This is a genomic window from Flavobacterium sp. W21_SRS_FM6 (assembly GCF_052119645.1).
Classification (GTDB): Bacteria; Pseudomonadota; Gammaproteobacteria; order Enterobacterales; family Alteromonadaceae; genus Paraglaciecola.
Genome location: NZ_JBGQOM010000010.1, coordinates 63,086 through 84,522 on the forward strand (window position 1 = coordinate 63,086; position 21,437 = coordinate 84,522).

The window sequence follows — 21,437 nt, forward strand, 5'->3', positions numbered from 1 at the left end:
ACAACAAAAAACCTATAATGAAAAGGTAATTAGCGTTGTTAAATAGGTATTCAATGAGCGAAAAGAACGAAAAGAAACCAGGAGGAATGTTAGGTAATTTAGCCTTCAACATCATAATTCCTGTATTGATTATGACCAAACTCAGCGGTGAAGATAGCCTCGGGCCCGCTTGGAGTATTGTAGTGGCGTTAATATTTCCTATTGGCTTTGGTTTATGGGATTTAAAACAATCGGGCAAAGTAAACGCTTTCTCGGTACTTGGCATCGTCAGTGTCATACTCACAGGTGGTATTAGCTTATTGAAATTGCCTGCTGAATACATCGCAATAAAAGAGGCGGCGATCCCAGCGCTGATTGGATTAGCAGTATTAATCACTCAACGTACTAGTAAACCCTTGCTCAAAGTACTTGTGCTGAATGAGCAGATTGTAAATTGGCACAATCTCAATCAGTCTCTTGCGGCATGCGGTAAATCAGCCTTGTTCGAAAAGAAGCTGGCTATTGGCTCTTATATTGTTGCGGGTTCGTTTTTTATGTCCTCAGCACTGAACTATATTTTAGCAAAAGTCATACTCGTTAGCCCTCCTGGAAGTACTGAGTACACCGAAGAGCTTGGCCATATGACGGCCTTGAGTTACCCCGTTATCGTTATTCCTAGCATGGTTATGTTACTTGGGGCGCTATGGTACGTGTTTTCGCAAATCAAAAAGTTAACTGGACAAGATCTCGATCACTTCTTAGTGGATGGAAAATAATACGAAAAAATAGCACATATAAAAAAGCCCCCAATAGTTGGAATATTCAACTTCTGGGGGCTTTTTTACAATTGCGGTTTAACTCACATTTTACTTTTTACCCAATAATCTAAACACATTTTTAGCGATGTCGGTGTTGTCTACATGCCCTTTGAATAAATCTTTTCCTGGACCTTTAGCAAATACTTGCACATCAATACCTGTGTGGCCTGTGGTCGTCCAACCCGTGATAGTACGCTGATCTAAAATAGACTTTAATGCAGAGTAAAACACCTTGTAGTCACTCGAATCAATATTGTTAAGCTGGGTTTGTTCTTCTTTATTTAACTCAAATCCTAATTGCTCATTAGCAGTAGCAATACGATCCTCGCTTTTAACTAACTGCATAGCGATAGTAGTTGGTGAGCTTTTAAGATTTTTTAGCCATTCAGGTTGCCAGTTGTATTCTCCCCTCGCGCCTATCGTCATGCCCCCAGTGCTATGATCGGCTGTCACAACAAATAAGGTATCAGGATGTGCATCGACATACTCAGACAACCACATCAACGTTAATGCCATATCGTGCATCTCGCCCATTGATGCGGCGATATCATTAGAGTGCCCACCCCAATCGATTTGGCTTCCCTCAACCAGTAAAAAGAAACCCGCGTCATTTTCTAATTGCTTGACAGCGGTTTTAACTAACAAAGGTAAACGCTGTTTTTCTGGGGTATCTAAGGCCCAAGGCATACCAACGTCAGAAAATAACCCAAGGGTTGGAGTATTGGCTTTCAATTGCTCTACATCGTGCAGTTTATCAATATATTGATAGCCTGCATTTTTAAACTCTTCGACTAAATTTCTGTCGTCTCGAATGAAGTATTTCCAGCCACCACCTAACATGACATCAAGTGTAAATTTGCCATCTAACTTTTCATCAAAATAGCTATTGGCTATTTCATCATAGTTATGGCGGCTGACATTATGGGCAGAATATCCAGCAGGCGTAGCGTGGTTAATTTGCGATGTGACCGCAACCCCAGTTTTAAGGCCTTGTAGTTTTGCGTATTCAAGTACAGTTGGCACAGGCTGTTTATTAGCATCAACGCCAATAGCACCATTATAGGTTTTTACCCCAGTTGCGAGGGCTGTTGCGCCTGCGGCCGAATCGGTTACAAAACCTTCGGTGTGCACTGGGTGAGTACTTGCCATACCAACAAGTAGTTTATCAAAAATGGTTAACTCGACTTCAGGAGTGGCTTTGTCATCCATCAACATTCTGTAAGCTGTTGTGTATTCTGGCCCCATTCCGTCGCCAACCACCATGATGATATTTTTGGGCATCGGATTGGCATTTAGCTGGCTACACAGCCCCGCCAACAATAATATCGCACTCTTTTTCATCGATTCTCCGTGACGTTTTAGATAGTAATCAGTTCGGAGTATAAGCTAGGATGTGCAGCAAAAGGTATTGAAAACAAACATGTTTACAATTTTTCAGTAACGCCAGTCTGATAGTAAAAAATCTACGGCGTTGTGGGCCCATCTAAATTGAGGACTTCGCGCATTCGCTGTTGTACCACCTCAACTAACAAATCAGGTTGAAACTTTGAGATAAACCGATTACAGCCAACTTTTTCCACCATCGCTTCATTAAAACTACCACTTAAGGATGTGTTTAAAGCAATAAATAGATCGCTCATACGGGGGTCTTGACGCACCTCGGCGGTTAAGCGATACCCATCCATTTCGGGCATTTCGGCGTCTGTGAACATCATAAGTATTTCATCTGTGACCTTTTTACCTTCATCAGCCCATTGTCGGAGTTTATTTAGGGCTTTTAAACCGTCTTTTTCTTCAATGATGACAATACCAAGTTGCTGCAACGTTTCTCTTATTTGCCAACGGGCTGTGGCTGAATCATCTACTATCAATACTTTTTTGCCTTTCAAATGTTTAGAGACAGGATCATCAAGAATGTCGGCAGAGATAGACGTATCGTATTCAATGATTTCTGCGAGTACTTTCTCAACGTCAATAATTTCAACTAATTCTCGCTTGCCTTCGATATCGACTTGGGTAATAGCGGTTAAGTAATTGTTTTTCCCTGCTGTTGTCGGAGGAGGCTGTATATTGCTCCAAGACGTATTAATAATGTTCATAATTTGGCCGATTAAAAAGCCTTGAACACTACGATTGTATTCGGTGATGATTACATTGCCTGGCTGGTAGTCATCTTTACCACCCATCTTGATAGCTGCGCGTAAATCGATAATGGGAATTGAAGCGCCTCTATAATTTGTGACACCTTTTAAATTAGCGTGAGAGCCCGGCAAATGATTTAGTGAGGGCACGGTGATCACTTCGCGTACTTTAAACACGTTTAGCGCAAAAGTGTGCCTTGTTCCTAATTTAAACATCAATAATTCTAGTCGATTCTCGCCCACTAACTGGGTTCTTAAATCAATTGATGCTAATAACTCTGACATATTTTTCCACCATCGAATTCGCTGATGCCTAATAGTAATCGAATATTAAGCTACATTCTCATTAATAAATAGTAGCCACTGATTTCACTATTTACCTAATAGTTTCATGGACCACACCACAACATTCACACTATGAATACTGAAAATGAAACATATACCCTTCCTGTATACCTTATTTTTGACATAGGATGTTTCCAACGCGGAGAGCTTCGCAACGTGAATCAGCTCTCCAAGCTGTTTAACCCTACTATTAAAGGACCATCCTTATGTCACAATATCAACAAGATATGGCTACAGTTGAGAAATTAGTTTCTGAACAAAACGGTACGTGGAATGCAATTAGCCCTACGTATGCAGCTCGTATGAAAATGCAAAACCGATTTAAAACAGGTTTGGACATTGCTAAATATACCGCTGCTATTATGCGTAAAGACATGGCTGATTATGATCAAGATTCGGCCAAGTACACCCAGTCACTAGGATGCTGGCACGGTTTTATTGGTCAACAAAAAATGTTGGCGGTTAAAAAACACCATGGCACAACAGACAAACGTTACTTATATCTTTCTGGTTGGATGGTTGCAGCTCTGCGTTCTGAATTTGGTCCTTTGCCTGACCAATCTATGCACGAAAAAACCACTGTGCCAGCCTTGATTGAAGAGCTGTACACTTTTTTACGTCAAGCCGACGCTCGTGAAATTGGTGAATTGTTCAAACAGTTAGATAAAGCACCCGAAAATTCCGCTGAATATGACGATGTTTTAGCAAAGATAGAAAACTATCAAACTCATGTGGTGCCAATTATTGCTGATATTGATGCAGGTTTTGGTAACGAAGAGGCTACATATTTACTCGCTAAAAAGATGATTGAAGCGGGTGCATGTTGTATACAAATTGAAAATCAGGTATCTGATGCGAAACAATGTGGTCACCAAGACGGCAAAGTCACGGTTCCTCACGAAGACTTTTTAGCAAAAATTAACGCCGTACGTTATGCATTTTTAGAACTTGGTGTAGATGATGGGGTGATTGTTGCTCGCACGGATTCATTAGGCGCTGGCTTAACGCAAAAAATTCCGGTGTCACAAAGTGCTGGCGATTTGGCCGCTCAGTACAATAGCTTTTTAGAAACATCGAAAGTGAATTCTGTGGCCGATCTTAATGAAGGCGATTCGGTATTAAAACAAAACGGAGAACTTGTTAAGCCAGTGCGCTTGCCTAATGGTTTATACAAATTTAAAGACAACAGTGGTTTTGATCGCGTTGTATTGGATTGCATTACCTCTTTACAAAATGGTGCGGATTTACTGTGGATCGAAACTGAAAAACCGCATGTGGGTCAAATTGGTGACATGGTACGCGCGATAAGAAAGACAATTCCAAATGCAAAACTGGTTTATAACAACTCACCTTCATTCAACTGGACACTAAACTTCCGCCAGCAGATCTTTGATTTATGGTTAGAAGAAGGGAAAGACGTAAGCGCTTACAAACGTGATGCGTTAATGTCTTCAAGCTATGACGATTCTGAGTTAGCTATTGTAGCTGATACCAAAATCAGAACCTTCCAAGCTGATGCGGCTCGAGAAGCTGGTATTTTCCATCATTTGATTACCTTGCCGACCTACCACACTGCAGCACTGTCTACTGACACCCTAGCAAAAGGGTATTTTGGTGAAGAAGGTATGTTGGCTTATGTGAAAGGCGTACAACGTCAAGAAATTCGCCAAGGTTTAGCTTGCGTTAAACATCAAGCAATGGCGGGTTCTAATTTAGGTGATGATCACAAAGAATACTTTTCTGGTGAACAAGCCCTTAAAGCGTCAGGCAAAGACAACACCATGAACCAATTTGATATGATCGCATAATTTCTTAGCACTTATTTTGATGGCGAGCGACTACTAGCTCGCTATCATTTACATTTATTATTTCTACTCTCGCCATTCAATCTATCGCTCGTTATTTTCTACTTCCTCACACAGAACATTTTTCAAATAAAACTTAAACTGTTGTTTTTAATAAAGTTAATTAAACCAATAAAAATTACTATTTTTACTGGCAATCCTTATCTAGACTAGTAGAATTCATCAACTAAATACTAAATTGCGGAGCATCATGTAAATGAATATAGCTAAAATAGACTTAAATTTGCTGGTTTATCTCGATGTTTTGCTCAGAGAAGGCAGTGTCACTAAAGCTGCAAATCATCTGAGTATCACTCAACCTGCAATGAGTAATGGTTTAAAACGTTTGCGTGATGTGTTTAAAGACCCCTTACTGGTGCGTACCAGCGACGGCATGACTCCCACCAAACGCGCCGCAGAACTTCAGCCGATTATCCGAGATGTGCTGTCTAAATTGGAGTCGGCGATTCAACCCGAAACTGAGTTTACCCCGCAAACCAGTACCCGAACATTCCGCATCATGGCCAGTGACTACGCCGAGTCGACTTTACTACTCGAAGTTATTCGTCGCTTAAGTGTATTTGCACCTCATATTACCTTAGATTTAATTACACCAAGCGATGTCACCTTCCATGATGTTGAACAAGGCCGGGTAGACATGGCAATTAATCGCTTTGAAGAATTACCTTTGTCCTTCCATCAAAAAGTGATTTGGTACGATAGTTTCTCTTGTGTTGTAAAAAGTGACAACCCGATTGTTAAGCAGTTTGACTTAAATAACTATTTGGGCAGTCGCCATATCTGGGTGAGTAAAACAGGCTTTGGAGTGGGTGTAGGCATAGATCCTACCGAAGTACAAAAACTTGGTTGGGTAGACGCAGAGTTAACTAAAATCGGCAAAAAACGAGATATTTGTGTATTCACTCGCCATTACCATGTGGCGCTGCAGCTGGCAAAGGCACAAAGCTTAGTGGCAACCTTACCTTCAAAAGCCGCTAATCTTTATAAAAATGATCCTGAAATGGTGATATTGCCCCCCCCTTTTGACATCCCCCCCATTGCGTTAAAAATGGCGTGGAGCGCACTTTTGCAACATGACGCAGGGCATATTTGGTTAAGACGGCTCATCACCGATATTGGTGCAGAACTAAGTTAGAGTTAGGGCCACCACCTTCATTCACAATAAAAATACTTATTATGCTTAGCATAAATTAAACAATATAGCATAACTTGCATAGTATGGACCTAGGGTAACCACAAGATGAGTACGTCATGAAAAATTACATCCAATTTGGCAAAATGCACGTTGCGCAACAATTACACGAATTTTTAAGTCAAGAAGTATTGCCCAATTCTGGCTTGCTTGAGCCGATTTTCTGGCAAGGTTTTGAAACACTGTTAGCGGACATGATCCCGCAGAACAAACAATTATTGAAAAAAAGAGATTCCTTACAAGCATCAATTGATGAATATTGCGTCACGCACAAAACGCCTTCGTTGACTGACTACAAATCATTTTTAACAGATATCGGATATTTGGTGCCAGAGCCAGAGAACTTTTCAATTGGTACGCTTAATGTTGATCCCGAAATCGCCACCATGGCAGGCCCTCAACTTGTTGTTCCAATCAACAATGCTCGGTTTGCGATTAATGCCGCTAATGCCCGCTGGGGCAGTTTATATGATGCGATATACGGCTCAGACATCATCGACCAAGATGAGGGCAAGGCTAAAACGAAAGCGTTTAATCCAACAAGAGGCAAGGCAGTCGTCGCTCATGTGCGCGATTGGCTTGATACCCTGCTCCCGCTTAAGTCTGGCAGCCATATTGATAGTATTCGCTATGCGCTATCTAACGGTGAGCTAACAGTTTCACTTAAGGACGGCAGCACAACGACCTTGCAAGACCCAAGTCAATTAAAGGGATTTACTGGTAGTTTAACGCAACCCACCGCCTTGCTATTTGTGCATAATAATCTGCACTTTGAAATTGATTTTGATGGTGATAAACCCAATGCCAGTGGCGACATTGCCAAAATAAAAGATGTCATCGTTGAGGCCGCATTGACCACGATTATGGACTGTGAAGACTCTGTGGCAGCGGTTGATGCCGAAGACAAAACCTTGGTGTATAAAAATTGGCTGGGACTCATTTTAGGCAACCTGTGTGCTGATGTTCAACAAGGTAGCAAAACCTTCACTCGATCACTCAACCCAGACCGGGGCTACCGTGACTTTAGCGGTAATCAGTTTAGTCTGATGGGGCGAAGCTTGATGTTCATCCGTAACGTCGGACATTTAATGACAAATGACGCCATATTATATGCAGGCGAACCAGTGCCTGAGGGACTAATGGATGCGGTTATTACCTCTTTGATTGCCAAACACGATTTACTTGACCACGGAAAATATAAAAACAGCCAAGCGAATAGCATTTATATCGTTAAACCTAAGATGCACGGACCTGAAGAAGTTGCCTTCAGTGACAAGGTATTTGCCAAAGTTGAACAAATTTTGGCGTTACCACTTAATACCATAAAAATGGGGATTATGGATGAAGAACGTCGCACCAGCGTAAATCTAAAAGCCTGCATTTTTGCTGCTAAAGACCGTGCAGTGTTCATTAACACCGGTTTTTTAGACAGAACCGGTGATGAGATTCACACCTCTATGTTATTGGGCCCCTTTGCCCCAAAAGCCGAAATAAAAACAAGACCCTGGTTGACGGCCTATGAAAAGTTAAACGTAATAAACGGCATTCAAACTGGCATGTCGGGTAAAGCACAAATAGGTAAAGGTATGTGGCCCATTCCTGATCAAATGGCAAGTATGATGCAGGCTAAGATTGGCCATGTCGAATCTGGTGCCAATACAGCGTGGGTGCCCTCCCCCACTGCCGCAGCGCTACACGCCCTGCACTACCATAAAGTAGATGTATTTACTCAACGAGCACATCTACAACTCGCGAGTGACGGTATGTTGGACGCCATACTCGATATTCCATTGCTTAATCCTAATGTGGTGCTCGATGAAAACACGATACAGCAGGAACTAGACAACAACGTTCAAGGTATTTTAGGTTACGTAGTTCGCTGGATAAACCAAGGTGTTGGTTGCTCAAAAGTGCCAGATATCAATAACGTAGGTTTAATGGAAGACCGTGCCACATTGCGCATATCAAGCCAACATATTGCTAATTGGCTCGAACATAAGATCGTATCAGATGAGCAAGTAAACGCTTCGATGTTAAAAATGGCAGCACTGGTAGATAAGCAAAATGCCAGTGATCCAGAGTACATTGCAATGACCGACGACATTGAAAATTCTATAGCCTTCGAAGCAGCCAAAGAATTGATATTTAAGGGAAAAGAACAGCCTAATGGTTACACAGAGCCGGTGCTGCATGCAAAAAGACGGAAAATGAAAGCTACGTACAGCTAAAGCTATTTTTCATAGTGATGCGCGCCATAAACTGACATTACAATAGCGCGCTTTGTTTTAATGAAAAAATGCGGAATTAATACATGTAAGGGCATTTTCAAAAAATGGCCTCTAAAATACATAATAAATTTTGCAACGTGGATGCTCTTGCTAGAGATAAGATCATGGCTGGGCATGAAAGCTCGATATAGAATTAGTTTAATAAAAATATCAGCGCTGTGAGCAAATGAAAATTTATCAACAAATTCACATTCGTCGTCAGACAGTTTTCTCTTAAAGATCAGCTCACGTAATCTGATGACGTAATAAATTTCTCTCTTAAATCCGCATTTATGGGCTAACAAAAAGAAATCTTTCAAACTCTTTTTATTGGTTTCAATATCAAGCAGCAACAAATGAATATCGAGTAAATCCCTAAAGCTTTTAGAAAAGTCCTCATTAAAAAATAAATGAATAACACAATGTAATACTTTGGTTTCATCAGCTAAAATCAATAGAGACGAACTTGTATTATGCAATTCATCAAATAATAAACTTTCAGCAATAAAAATTCCTGATACCGGCGGAATCAAAGTATGATGAACATCTAACGTTGTTCCTCTATAAAAATGGGTATAAGGTGGAATTTCGTGAGCCCATTTTCGATAATATTGTTCATCATATTCATCTAACGGTTTAACTACCCAATCATTCTTTTTAAGTACACTTTCTACTTGCTCTAACTGCGATTTTTTTACCAAAATATCGATATCGGACATAATACGTCCATAATGATTAGTATCATTATTCAGAACATACGCAGCCCCTTTTAAAAATATAGGGCTAATTCCATCCCTTGCTAAAAAAGAAGCCAACTCTTTAGCTTCATGTTTAATTTGGTGCGACTGCCGATCAGCGTAAATTTTCGCAGAGCTTATATGTTTAAACACAAACTCAGGTACATCATTTATTAATTTTGAACGAGCCAATAAATAATAAAAGGAACCAAGCAAATCATTTCCTCTTAAAATTCTGATAAGATTTTCCCACTGTTTTAACGAGAATTGACGAATAATAACGGGATCCGAAAACACCTCGAATACTGCGTCGTAATTTAAAGTCTGTGACATTAAATGACTAGCTCCTCTAAAAACTGGTCTATCCCGTTATAAGATGAATATTTAGCGGTATAAAACTGAGCACCAAAAACTACATTTTTTAAGGTTTCGAAACCCTGTTCTCCTAAAATACTGTAGTTAAATGAATGATGTACAAATTTTGCAAATCCCTCCAGCTGAGTAATTTGCTCAATGGCTAAGCTACCTCCTTCTCTATATTTTGGAAATATAGCAGCAACGATTTTAGCTTCTGATAGCTTTTCAAATGACGAGCGGTTGCTTAATTTTAAATGTGCAATATCGCCTTTATGAGTGCCATAGGTAGTTGTAGACATAAATTGCCCGTTAGCGTTTTTACGGATAATGTCAATTGAACGATTTTTTAATGACGCAGGACGATGCATTGGCACAACTAAATTTGAATTAAGCGGAATAATCGCCATTTCATCAGAATATACCGACCACCCACGTAAACTAAAATATGCTGCCAGTGTACTTTTACCAGAACCAGGAACCGCAGGAAAAATTACTGCTTTTCCATTTTTAACTAAAACGGCCGAATGTATGAGTAAATGAGAATAATCATGGGAAGCAATACACCAATTCATACCCCATTCCAAAGAAGGTAGCAACATTTTAGGTGCAATAGGATTAAAAGGTCGATGATTATCGATATAAATGCAAATTTGCGGCTTGAGAAACTTACGGATAAATGAAGTGGATTTGATGCTTAAACAATAGTCAATCGGCTTTTCAGGTGCGAAACCAACACTATCGTCATAAAGTTTTTTGAGCTGACTTAAAATGTATTTAGGGCAACCTTCAATACTAAACCGATAAGGACCAACATCTATAATTGAATTCAAGATTTTTTCACTAGGATACATTTTTTAAGAAGATCAATTTTAATTGATTCAAGCTCAACATTATTCGCACACAATTTAACGAATCGCTCTAGATTTAACCCTTCTCCAGTTAAATTATCATATTCAGTAACCGAAGTAAGACTAAACTGAACAAAGATTGTGGAATAATCGATTTTAGAAAAAATAATTACTCCACTTATATCTGGTGGAAAAACAATTAGATACTGTTCAGAGATTTGATACAAAATGCGCTATAACTCTGTTAAAAATTGGCTATCCACGGATCGAACGACTAGAAACACCATCATTAAAAGATGTCCCTAAAATATCACCATAGTCCGAGGCTCTTCTTGAGCGACTCAAGGATTTTTTGTATTCAATAACCCCATATATGTGTTCCATCAATTCATCCGCATCAGTGAATTGTGGAGGAATATTATAAAAACCCAAACGAGCATTCAAATAACACGATGCCAAATTAGCAATATCACCGCCATCGAGAAGTGCTTCTGCGACATTCAACGATACCTGAGGAAAACTTTTACTGAGTAATACAGGGGGAAGATCTAAGATATATTGTTTTAAAGCTTTACATTTTGCTTTAAGAACTCCGTCAGATGCATGGGAATATAGAGAGAACATCGCTTTTATTTTGTTTTTATGAACTTGTTGAGTGACATCATTTTCAACAAATTTACACCAGCTGCCTGGAGATCGCCCGTTAGATAAAACTGGCATCTCACAAGTAGTTGTCGATTTAGAACCGCCAGAAATACCAGAGGCGTTACACGCACCCCATGCAGATTTAGCAGGTATTGAGGTAACTACAATACCCACAGTCGCTTGTTTGATAAAAGCACGGCGTTTTTCGATATTGTTGACTTTAGAACAATTGTTGTCTTTTTGTTCTAGATGATCCATATAAAACCCCTATAAATTACATTTTGTAAAATCAATGCAAAAAACGATCCAAATACCAACCTGTTGATAATTAAAAGCTTATAAAGTTTAAACAAATATAGTGTAAAACAAACCGACACTAGCCTTCATTATTATAACGCTATTTTATTTCTAACTGCGAGCTTTCTTAAATATTCAATGGGAATGGCGTAACTAATACCACTCGGTTTCTCTAATACCGTTTCTTTCGATTCTTTAATAAACACTTTATTCAAAATTCCTAATACTTCTCCCGTCTTAGCATCATACAAGGGGCTACCACTATTACCAGGATAGGCGGTGATATCAAGTTGATAAATCAAAAACGGCTTATCAAGTTTTTCCAATAAATGAGTCGTCAATTGATTAGAATTAACGCTTGGAATAACATCTGGAGTTGAAGCGGCAATAATCCCCCTATGGGTCGCTGGATACAGCCCCAGCACAGCCCCAATAGGAAATCCTGTTAGAAGTACTTCCGTTCCATCGTCTTTCATCTGTCCGCTTCCCAAAGTAACAGGCGGAAGCTTTCTGCTAATTTTCAAAATAGCTAAATCGTGGAGCGGGTCCGACGCTATAATTTCAGCTCTATCAACTGCTGGATGCCTTCCACTTCCTGAAAAAACAATATGATATTGGACAAATTTAGGGTCAAGTTCTTGGGCAACCACATGGTAGTTTGTGGCAATAAGAGTGCCATCACCAAAAACAAATCCAGTTCCTTTAAGCTGATGAGTTTGTGCCCCCAGCGCATCATATAATCCAACACCTACTACTGAAGGTTTGACTTTAGCAATAACATCGATGTGAGAGTGTGCCGAAATAGGTTTAAGGAAAGAGATAAAAATTAGGCAAACTACAGTTAAGTACACCAAAGTGCGTTTCATACTTTATTCTAGCCCCTAGAAATAAGAAAACTATTTAGAATCAATTAAGTTTAAGATGGATAACGACAGTGCTAAACAATATACTTTATTATGACTGTACTTAGGTAATTTTTAATTTAGTAGATATAAATTATTGAAAATCTTACTGTAAGAACTTGCTGATTTGAAAGGAATCCGAGTTACTCAATTTTTTGTGTCGCAGGAAAGTCAAGTAACAAGTTTAACAATAATAATGACTATTATTTCAGCCATAAACATGTATTAATCAAGGACTAGGAGTTTAACGCGTCGACATAAAAGCTAAAGTGAATAACTACTGATAATTAGTCCAATAAAATAGGAACTCAATCTTGCTTATGTTAATGAAAAAAGGGGTGGTATGCTTCTAGCCTTACTTGCTTCCGTTGTAAGCTCACCGTTAGTTCATGCACCTCTTTTGTTTTTAATCTTTAGAGTGGTAGCTACATTAGGGACTCAACGAGTTCTGTATAATTGTCTTTCTGTTATTCCAATAATTTGGTTTTTTCTGTGCAGCATGACGTATCCTAGCATCGAATTAATTAAGTATTTAGAATCACCTCATCCGACCGTTAATATTGAATCTGACCAATGGAAGTCCGCGGATGCGATAGTAGTGTTAGCGTGCAACTACTATGAAGAAGAAAATTTCCCATACGTTTCAAGATGGCCCAATTGCTCCTTACAACGAAATTTACAAGCTGTTTTAATGTACAAAACTTATCCCCTCCCCATATATTTGGCTGGAGATGTGCTTAATCGTACTGACAGTGAGTCTCAAGCAGAGCATAATAAATCCTTCTTTGAGTACTTCGGTGTGCCAACTCAATCTATTCACACCATATCAAAGGGTACAAATACAGAAACCGAAGTTGCTGCAATTGCCAGTATTTTAAATGGGAATAAAGTAGCTCTGGTTACTTCAGCTAGTCATTTAACAAGAGCAATTAAATATTTTGATGCATTCGATATTGAAACAATTGCCATCCCAGTAGAACATCTTAGTCGTAGGCATACTTCATTTACCATTGGCTTGCCGAGCGCCAAAAATCTTTACCGCAGCGAACGAGCAATTCACGAATATCTAGGCTTAATCTATCAGGATTATTTTTTATAGCTGTTTACTAAGTTCAACAAAGACTACAATTTTTGAAATTTGTGATAATAATGCTTCAAATGAAAACAACTTAGCATGATGAGATTGATGCATTTACCCAAAGTATGGGCCCAAAAGAGATAATATTAACAATTAATTCTCAGGCGTTTGTTAGATCAGTGGGGTACCCTGACCACTAGCTTGCGAAACTACGGTGATTCCTGCTTATTGAGTAAAGGTAAAAATTTGGTTCGCGTAGGTAATTACAAAAATAATTCTAACTCCTTATCTCCAAATCGAGTTTCTTATTTTATAAAAAGTACCTTGAATTAAATGTGCTATTCTCAGCCTGAGTATTATATATAGTGCCACTGTAGGTAAACAAAAATGCACAACTATAGTTAGGCTTAGTCCTATAGAGGTTCATGACCCTTATTTTTAATAAAGGTTACCGACCGACGGCGTAATATGTAATTATCTCAACAAGGGTATAGAAAGATAATGAGGGAATGGTCTTTATGGCTAAATTTTTTGGTGAAATTGAAATAGTGCGTATAAAAGAAGTTTACTTAAACGAATTTACCAGCACTTTTATTGAACGAGCATCTTACATTTCAATCTTCATTTACAAGACCTTAGATACTTTTATACCGACGTTGCTTGTAATCGCCAATAATATAGTTCAAACGAAACTAGTTGATCTGGAAAGCTTTTAATGAACATTTTGAAAAAATATGCTGACAAACCTGTTATAGGAATATTTATTAAGCAGCTTATGAACGTTATTGTGAGTCGAAAAGCCAATCAAATTTCACATCACTTTTCTGAATACCTGCATCCGGTCGTTGCTTCGACTGAAGAATTAAAAAATGAATCATATAAAATTCGCCACAATGTTTATTGTGAAGAGCTTAAATTTGAACCTCCCAAAGAAAGTCAACTTGAAACTGACGACTTTGATAATCATTCAACACATTGTTTGATTAAACATATTCCAACAGGTTTCTATGCCGGAACAGTCAGGATTGTAAGAACATCTAGCCCACAACAATTACTGCCTATAGAGAAATATTGCATCAGTTCAATAGATGAAAAAAGCGTACATCCCGGTGACTTCCCCCGGGAGGAAATTTGTGAAATTTCAAGATTAGCAATTCCAGCTCAGTTCAGAAAACGTGCGACAGATAGATTTACCGGCTCCGCTACTGGTTCAATAAATGAACATAATTATTCCGAGAGAGAGCTAAGATGCTTTCCCTTCATAGCAGTCGGACTATATTTATCTGCTGCTTCGGTTACACAGCACCATGGAATAAAACACTGCTTTGTAATGATGGAACCGAGACTCGCAAGAAGCTTACGATTTGTCGGCATTCCTTTTCAGCAAGTAGGACCGGTAGTTGAATATCACGGCAGAAGAGCTCCGTATTACATTAGTAGACAACTGTTAATGAAAGGACTTAGCCCTGGCTTTAAAAAAATGCTGCAAAACATCGAAAAGCGTGTTGCCTTCCAGTTCAAACAAACAGAATAAGAAAAAGTACTTGCAACTAAATAGCCAGAGGCAGTTAAAGTTCGAAATTGAGGAGATTAATTAAGATGTTCGAATATCGTAACGCATTTTCAAGAAATATCGGATGGGTCTCGGAGGAAGAGCAACAAAGACTTAAATCAAAAAGAATTGCCATCGCTGGCGCTGGTGGAGTTGGTGGAGAGCACCTAATAACTATGGCTAGATTGGGTATCAACAATTTTAACATCTCTGATTTCGATTCATTTGAGGTGCACAACTTTAATCGTCAAGCAGGCGCATTTATGTCAACCATTGGTCGCCCTAAATGCGAAGTCATGGAAGAAATAGTCAGAGATATAAATCCCGAAGTAAAAATAAGATCTTTTCCTGAAGGAATAAATGAAAGCAACGTAGATGAATTTTTAGATGAAGTTGATTTATACATAGATAGTCTTGATTTTTTTGCTTTAGACGCAAGGAAATTAGTATTCCGAAAATGCGAAGAAAAAAAAATCCCATTGATTACAGCTGCTCCCATTGGAATGGGCGTAGCATTTTTGTGCTTTATGCCCGGAAAAATGAGTTTTGAACAATACTTTTGCTTCGGCGGTTATAGCAAACAACAACAACTTGTTAGATTTCTAGTTGGATTATCGCCCTCCATGTTACAAAAACCTTACTTGGTCGTTCCACAAAAAGCTGATTTTAAAGCAGAAACTGGTCCATCAGTTCCTATGGCTGTAAAACTCTGCGCAGGTTTGGCTGGTACGTATGCACTCAAGATACTACTGAATAGAGGCAAAGTATTATCAGCCCCATATGGCTTACATTTTGATGCTTATCGCAATAAATTAAAAAAAACTTACCTACCGTTCGGTAATAAAGGGGTTTTTCAACGCTTAAAGATTTACATAGTAACTAAGCTTGTTTGTTGATTCGAATTAGGGCAGCCCTTTTTACAGATTAGGTGTCAGTTTTGTTTACAAAAACGTGTTGTAAAAAAAAGGCAAAAACGCCATACCATTGATTATAAAGGGATTAAATATTTAGGCACGCTTTGTGCTTTATTTTAATTGAACTAACCTTACCGACCAAAGGACTTACCGATGAAAAAGTTAAACAAAATTTCCGCGTGCTTAATTGCACTGACAATGTCAGCAGCAGCAAATGCTGGAACTGTAATATCTAGCTGGGGCTACGTAAACGAAGCTGGTTTTGCAAATGTTACTACCGGCAACTCTGTTAATATTGGCGGTGCCGATACAACTCTGGACCCAAACTATAACCCAACGGCATCTACTGGCGCTGCATCGCCCACTAATGGCAATAACTGGGTATTAAATTCCGAAGATAATTTATATTATGACTTAGGTACTGCGGGCTATGTAAATGGAGATTCTAATACAGGAACTGTCGGTGGAACTGGACCAAGCATTTTATCCACAGGTACTTTGATAGACAATGTTTGCTGGGGAACTGGCCCTAGTTGTTTGTCATTTACTGATGCAAGCGGTAACGACACCTCGCGCGTTACAGGTTCTGCGACAACCAGTATGTACGGCGGTTTATTATTTAACCAAGGTACTCAAATGACGCACAGCAATTTACCAACAGGTATACCGTCATTAACTTCTATTGATTTATTCGATGGTCTAGAGTTAGCAAGTGCTGATTTAATTGCCGGTACATATACATTGCCAGAACTTAAGTTTGATATCATTTTTAATGAAACATTTAATAATGCTGGTTCATTATTCCCGTATGCTCCAGACGATGCATTCATTGTGGATTTGACTGGTGGTGGTGCGTCTGCTGTTAGTGGGTTTGGTATAGACTTTATTGATTTCACCGTTGCAATGGATTTAACTGGGTTGGTGAATAACGGCTATCACACTGATTACCAAGTAACTACTCGTTTAAGTGGTCTTCAAGTTATTTCTATTCCTGGAGGAGCAACTTTCGGTTTGATTACACCTGAAAATTTAACTAGTACGTTAAATGCTCAGTTTGCAGTGGAAGCGGTTAATGTTCCAGAACCAGCTACACTTACATTTTTTGGCTTAACTTTGCTTGGCCTAGCTGGCTTTAGAAAAATATCTAAAAAATAACAATTAGTTTGTTTATAAAAAACCGACCTTGTGTCGGTTTTTTATTAGTCGTCATCTAAATTTATCTGAGCAACATTGATTAGTCATCAAACAAAGTGATAGTTTAAACTTCGATAACACACACCGTATCCAATCTTACTTTTTAAATTGCATAGAGGCTCACAATTCAATGAAGTTTATAATTTTATGCTGCCTAACAGCCATACTATACTCTTGCGAAGGAAAATCCCTTGAAGAACGATTAGACATTACTAAAAAACTAGTGGAGTCAGGCGATAGTTCAAATGCAATTTTTGAATTAAAAAGTATTCTAAATAAGGATCCAAGCTTGGCAGAAGCACGCTTTCAACTTGCAAATGCCTACTTGTCAAATCGCCAATATCAAGATGCGATCAAAGAATTAAATAAGGCTATTGAATTAGGTTACTCACAAAGCCAAGCAACCCCTCTTCTTGCTAAAGCGCTCAGAAAAACAGAGTCGTTTATAGCAATTACAAAGCTAGACACCAGTTTAATAATAGAAAATGATGAAAAACTGGCTGAAGTTCTGTACTACAAGTTTGTTGCTTACACCGAACTTAATAAAGTACAAAATGCTAAAGATACGATTTACCAACTTAAACAAATCAATAATCACACTTTCTATACAACCTTGGCCGAAGCTTTACTCAATGTTAAGAATGAATCTTACCGTTTAGCACTTATAAAACTCGAAAGTTTGTCAGAAAGTGAATCGCAACATGAAGAAGTAGTAAAGCTAAAAGGTCAGATATATTTAAGCACAAATCAATTAAAACAAGCGGCTGAATTATTCTCAACTTACATCAAGTCAAACCCTAATGACACTGGGGCAGAGTTTATATACTCAAGCATCTTAGTTGCTGAAAAGCGTTATGACGATGCTGAACCATTTATCGATCATTTATTAACATTATACCCCAATAACAGCATCATAAATCGACACAAAAGCATTTTAAGCGCAGCGAAAAACGATTATGAAAATGCTAAATTATTCGCTGAAACAGCCCTAAGGTATGGTAGTGATGACATTGTACTTCGCGTCATAGCGGGTTATTGTGCTTATAGACTAGAAAATTATGAACAAGCAAATCGCTATTTGTCAGCGATTGCCGATGAGTTACCCAAAAGCCACTTTGCCTTGAGAGTATTAGCATCAACACAGCTAAAGCTAGGTTTGAGTACCGAGGCAACACAAACGCTGATGAACTTGGAAATCAAGAAAAATGATAGTCTCGAACTTTTTAGTAGCGCGGCTATTAAATTACAGCAGGAAGGTAAAGTAGAAGAGTCTAAATCTATTTTAGGCAAGGCATCTGAAACGGAATTGGGAAGCGAAAAACTCGCAAAATTAGGTCTTCTTAAATTATCAATTAACGATCTATCGGGCATTATTGACTTAGAAAACTCACTTAATGAAACGCCGACAAAAGCAGCGTTGCAGGCTCTAGCCACAGCATATCTAGATAACCAAGAATATGAAAAAGCACTAGCGTTATCGTTAGACTGGAAGACTAAATTACCTGACGATATCAGCCCTTATCTTGTAGCTGCTGAATCGTATCTTAAAACTGATAAGCTAAATGATGCACTGAGAGAATATCAGAGTGGACTAACAATTTTTCCACAACATCCCTCTTTATTGCTAGGGATTGCAAATATAGAAGTTAATAGGGGTAATTTCACAGAAGCACTTTCAATAGTGAAAGATATTATAGAGAGAAATTCTAAGTATATTCCGGGTCTTGCTGCTTATTACAATATGAATAAGAGTCAATCAAACCCGGTGGAATCTATCGTAGATTTGATCGTGAAAACCTATAAAGACGATAAAAGTAACAATGCTCTTAGGTTGTTCACGGGGCAAGTGTTAGTTAAAGAAGGTCGCTATCGCGAAGCGTTGGCCATAATGGAAGACCTATCAAACATTGACCCAAATAGTTCTCCTGAAGAATGGAGTTTTAAAGGCTATATCCTAATAAATTCAGGCCAAATAGAATTAGCAGAAAAACATTATCAACAATGGCAGAAGTTATCTCCATTAAATAGGGATGCCTTTATGGGCTTTATTATGGCGATGGATGCTCAAGAAAAATTCAAAGACGCTGCAAATGCTATTGAAGTTCGAACCGCAGAAAAAAAATATGACCTACAATTAGAGATTTTGAAATCATATTTTATGGTAATGGACAATAGAATTGAGGAAACTGAAAAGCTGCTAAACACGTTTCCGAAGGAAGCATTAGATATTCCCTTAGTGAAAGGGATTATTTCTCGTATACAAGCAAGTAAAGGTAAATATAACGAGGCTCTTCCAAATGCATTGGTTGCATATAGCTCACTGCCTAACAAACGAAATTTTATTTTTTTACTTTTCGTCTATGACAAAATTTCAAATTACAGTGCAGCATTAAAATTACTTGAACGATACACTGAGGCTAATCCCAACGATATAGATATAAGAATGTTATTGGCAGAGCGACAGTTGTTTTCAGACCCCGATGCAGCTATCAACACGTATTTGAAGCTTGTGACAGACACTAAGCCCAATCTGGTAATTTTAAATAATCTTGCAAATATCTACTTGTCAAAAAATGATATACCCTCTGCTTTAACATACGGCAATCAAGCATTGCAACTTGCACCTAAGAACGCAGACGTATTAGATACTATGGGTACAATTTATATGTCTCAAAATAACTACAATTCTGCTTTACAATATTATGAGATGATTCCAAAGGATATTGGCCTTTCCAGCAACGTTGTTTTAAATTATGCCGAAACTAGTGCCAAAGCAGGTGAGTTTGAACTAGCTAAAGAAATCATTGCAAGTATAAAAGTTCGTAATGTGGACTCAATGAAAAAAATTGCAATAATAGAAAAGTGGATAAAAGATCATCAAGAAAAAAAATAGTCAAATGCAAAAAGTTCGTGTTTGCAGTGGTCAGGCAATGTTGGCCATTATTATTTGAAACTTTTTCGGAGTATGATTTTAAATTTTGTAAAGTTAGCTAACTTAATACCATCTTTTGAGATCGAACAAAAAGTATTAATTAACGATTAAATATGATTAGAATAAAGCTTATTTTCATATTGAATTTCGTATTAGGAGCCTATGTCACGCCTTACGGTAACGTTGACCGAGTTTAGTGAACATCAAATGCCACTACTTGAAAAAGTCTGGATAGAGCTACAACAAAACTCAGAACAAAGTTTTTTTACTAGTTGGCATTGGATTTCTACTTGGTTGAAATATATAAACTTCAAAACTGACTTAATTAAAGTGTTAGATGGCGATGAGGTAGTAGGCTTAGGTTTATTATGTTTTAAATCAAATAGAAAATATGGAGTAACATCGCGACAAGCTTGGTTAAATAGAACCGGAGACGGAGTAAAAGACCAGATATGGCTTGAGTATAATGATGTGCTTTGCGCCAAGCATCGAGCTTGGGCAGTTCGTGCGGCATTGGCTGATTATTTTGAACATGCCTTACACCAATGTGACGAGTTAATGGTAGGTGTTAGCAACAGCGAGTTGATAGAAATACCAAGAGCCTCTACTCTAATGCAACATACGAGTTGGGAAACAGTTAGCTATGCTACTCACCTACAATCTGCCTTCGCAAATTTGGACTGCTTTTTAAACACATTATCTGCAAATACTCGCTCACAAATAAGACGAACTCAAAAACTCTATAGTCAGCGGGGGGCTATAAAATTAACTAAAGCTAGTAGTGCTGAAGAAGCCCTTATGATGTTAAATGAGGTCAGTATTCTACATTTAGCACGATGGGGAAAGATTAATAGCGGCTTTGAAAACCCAGAGTTTTTCAGATTTCATGTGCAATTAATAAAAGACAATTTTAATTCCGAGGCAATCGATATTCTGAAGTTAACTGTTGGAGAATTGACTATCGGATATTTATATAACTTAATATATCAAGATCAAGTTTACTTTTATTTATCCGGTATAAATTATGAGAAAGACAATAGGATCAAACCAGGTTTATTGATTCACAGTCTTGCGACTGCTTACTACGCAGAAAAAGGCTATTCGACTTATGACTATATGGGAGGAGAAGGACGCTATAAAAAATCACTCTCCAGCCACTCTAATAAAATGATTATTTCTAGCATACGCCGTAAAAAACCCCATTTTTTATTGAGTTACTGCATCCATAAACTGAAGTCTCGCTTTACCAATCAGAAGAGTATTTCAAATTGTACTAATGACTGATTAGTCGTTAGTAATTACTTATCGAGAAAAGACAGTCACAGGCAATACACATATAGAAATCCAAGACTTATACCTATGCCTAAAAATTAA

16 protein-coding genes are annotated in these 21,437 nt (G+C 38.2%); 10 read left to right on the forward strand and 6 right to left on the reverse strand.

Going from position 1 to position 21,437, the window contains the following annotated elements:
* Positions 1-53: 53 nt before the first annotated feature.
* Positions 54-755, forward strand: coding sequence for a VC0807 family protein (locus tag ACEN2L_RS16035; RefSeq protein ID WP_306020665.1), 702 nt, complete (start codon positions 54-56; stop codon positions 753-755).
* 90 nt (positions 756-845) lie between these two features.
* On the opposite strand, the gene ACEN2L_RS16040 is transcribed toward ACEN2L_RS16035, so the two are convergent.
* On the reverse strand, positions 846-2,138 hold the full coding sequence (locus tag ACEN2L_RS16040) for an alkaline phosphatase (protein ID WP_441745133.1): 1,293 nt from the start codon (positions 2,136-2,138) through the stop codon (positions 846-848).
* 122 nt (positions 2,139-2,260) lie between these two features.
* Positions 2,261-3,223: a chemotaxis protein CheV gene (locus tag ACEN2L_RS16045; RefSeq protein ID WP_306020667.1), complete on the reverse strand. Its 963-nt coding sequence runs from the start codon at positions 3,221-3,223 to the stop codon at positions 2,261-2,263.
* 266 nt (positions 3,224-3,489) lie between these two features.
* On the opposite strand from ACEN2L_RS16045, the gene ACEN2L_RS16050 reads away from it, so the two are divergent.
* From ACEN2L_RS16050 to ACEN2L_RS16060, 3 genes are all read left to right on the forward strand, one after another.
* Positions 3,490-5,091, forward strand: coding sequence for an isocitrate lyase (locus ACEN2L_RS16050; protein WP_306020669.1), 1,602 nt, complete (start codon positions 3,490-3,492; stop codon positions 5,089-5,091).
* 253 nt (positions 5,092-5,344) lie between these two features.
* On the forward strand, positions 5,345-6,283 hold the full coding sequence (locus tag ACEN2L_RS16055; RefSeq protein WP_306020671.1) for a LysR family transcriptional regulator: 939 nt from the start codon (positions 5,345-5,347) through the stop codon (positions 6,281-6,283).
* Positions 6,284-6,399: 116 nt separating this feature from the next.
* The gene (locus ACEN2L_RS16060; protein ID WP_441745134.1) at positions 6,400-8,568 is read left to right on the forward strand and encodes a malate synthase G; all 2,169 of its coding nucleotides are present in this window, start codon (positions 6,400-6,402) and stop codon (positions 8,566-8,568) included.
* Between the two features lie 2 nt (positions 8,569-8,570).
* Here the strand turns inward: ACEN2L_RS16060 and ACEN2L_RS16065 are convergent, their stop codons facing one another.
* The 4 genes from ACEN2L_RS16065 to ACEN2L_RS16080 all read right to left on the reverse strand — a co-directional run bounded on the left by ACEN2L_RS16065 (position 8,571) and on the right by ACEN2L_RS16080 (position 12,357).
* Complete coding sequence (locus ACEN2L_RS16065) at positions 8,571-9,677, reverse strand: nucleotidyltransferase family protein (protein ID WP_441745135.1); 1,107 nt, start codon at positions 9,675-9,677, stop codon at positions 8,571-8,573.
* The gene (locus ACEN2L_RS16070) at positions 9,677-10,531 is read right to left on the reverse strand and encodes an HprK-related kinase A (protein ID WP_441745137.1); all 855 of its coding nucleotides are present in this window, start codon (positions 10,529-10,531) and stop codon (positions 9,677-9,679) included. Before ACEN2L_RS16070 ends, ACEN2L_RS16065 begins: the two co-directional genes overlap by 1 nt.
* 273 nt (positions 10,532-10,804) lie before the next feature.
* A complete protein-coding gene (locus ACEN2L_RS16075; protein WP_441745139.1) occupies positions 10,805-11,452 on the reverse strand; it encodes a hypothetical protein in 648 nt (215 codons plus the stop codon).
* A gap of 131 nt (positions 11,453-11,583) precedes the next feature.
* Complete coding sequence (locus tag ACEN2L_RS16080; protein WP_441745141.1) at positions 11,584-12,357, reverse strand: S1 family peptidase; 774 nt, start codon at positions 12,355-12,357, stop codon at positions 11,584-11,586.
* Between the two features lie 379 nt (positions 12,358-12,736).
* On the opposite strand from ACEN2L_RS16080, the gene ACEN2L_RS16085 reads away from it, so the two are divergent.
* From ACEN2L_RS16085 to ACEN2L_RS16110, 6 genes are all read left to right on the forward strand, one after another.
* Complete coding sequence (locus tag ACEN2L_RS16085; RefSeq protein ID WP_441745143.1) at positions 12,737-13,492, forward strand: YdcF family protein; 756 nt, start codon at positions 12,737-12,739, stop codon at positions 13,490-13,492.
* A 694-nt stretch (positions 13,493-14,186) separates the two neighbouring features.
* Entirely contained in the window at positions 14,187-15,005 is an 819-nt protein-coding gene (locus ACEN2L_RS16090) for a PEP-CTERM/exosortase system-associated acyltransferase (RefSeq protein ID WP_441745145.1), read from the forward strand.
* Positions 15,006-15,070: 65 nt separating this feature from the next.
* Positions 15,071-15,919, forward strand: coding sequence for a ThiF family adenylyltransferase (locus tag ACEN2L_RS16095; RefSeq protein ID WP_441745147.1), 849 nt, complete (start codon positions 15,071-15,073; stop codon positions 15,917-15,919).
* 171 nt (positions 15,920-16,090) lie between these two features.
* A complete protein-coding gene (locus tag ACEN2L_RS16100) occupies positions 16,091-17,092 on the forward strand; it encodes a PEP-CTERM sorting domain-containing protein (RefSeq protein WP_441745149.1) in 1,002 nt (333 codons plus the stop codon).
* Positions 17,093-17,261: 169 nt separating this feature from the next.
* Positions 17,262-20,024 carry an XrtA/PEP-CTERM system TPR-repeat protein PrsT gene (gene prsT / locus ACEN2L_RS16105; RefSeq protein ID WP_441745151.1) on the forward strand — a complete coding sequence of 921 codons (2,763 nt, stop codon included), beginning with the start codon at positions 17,262-17,264 and terminating at the stop codon, positions 20,022-20,024.
* A 201-nt stretch (positions 20,025-20,225) separates the two neighbouring features.
* Positions 20,226-21,347, forward strand: coding sequence for a GNAT family N-acetyltransferase (locus ACEN2L_RS16110; protein WP_441745153.1), 1,122 nt, complete (start codon positions 20,226-20,228; stop codon positions 21,345-21,347).
* Positions 21,348-21,437: the final 90 nt, after the last annotated feature.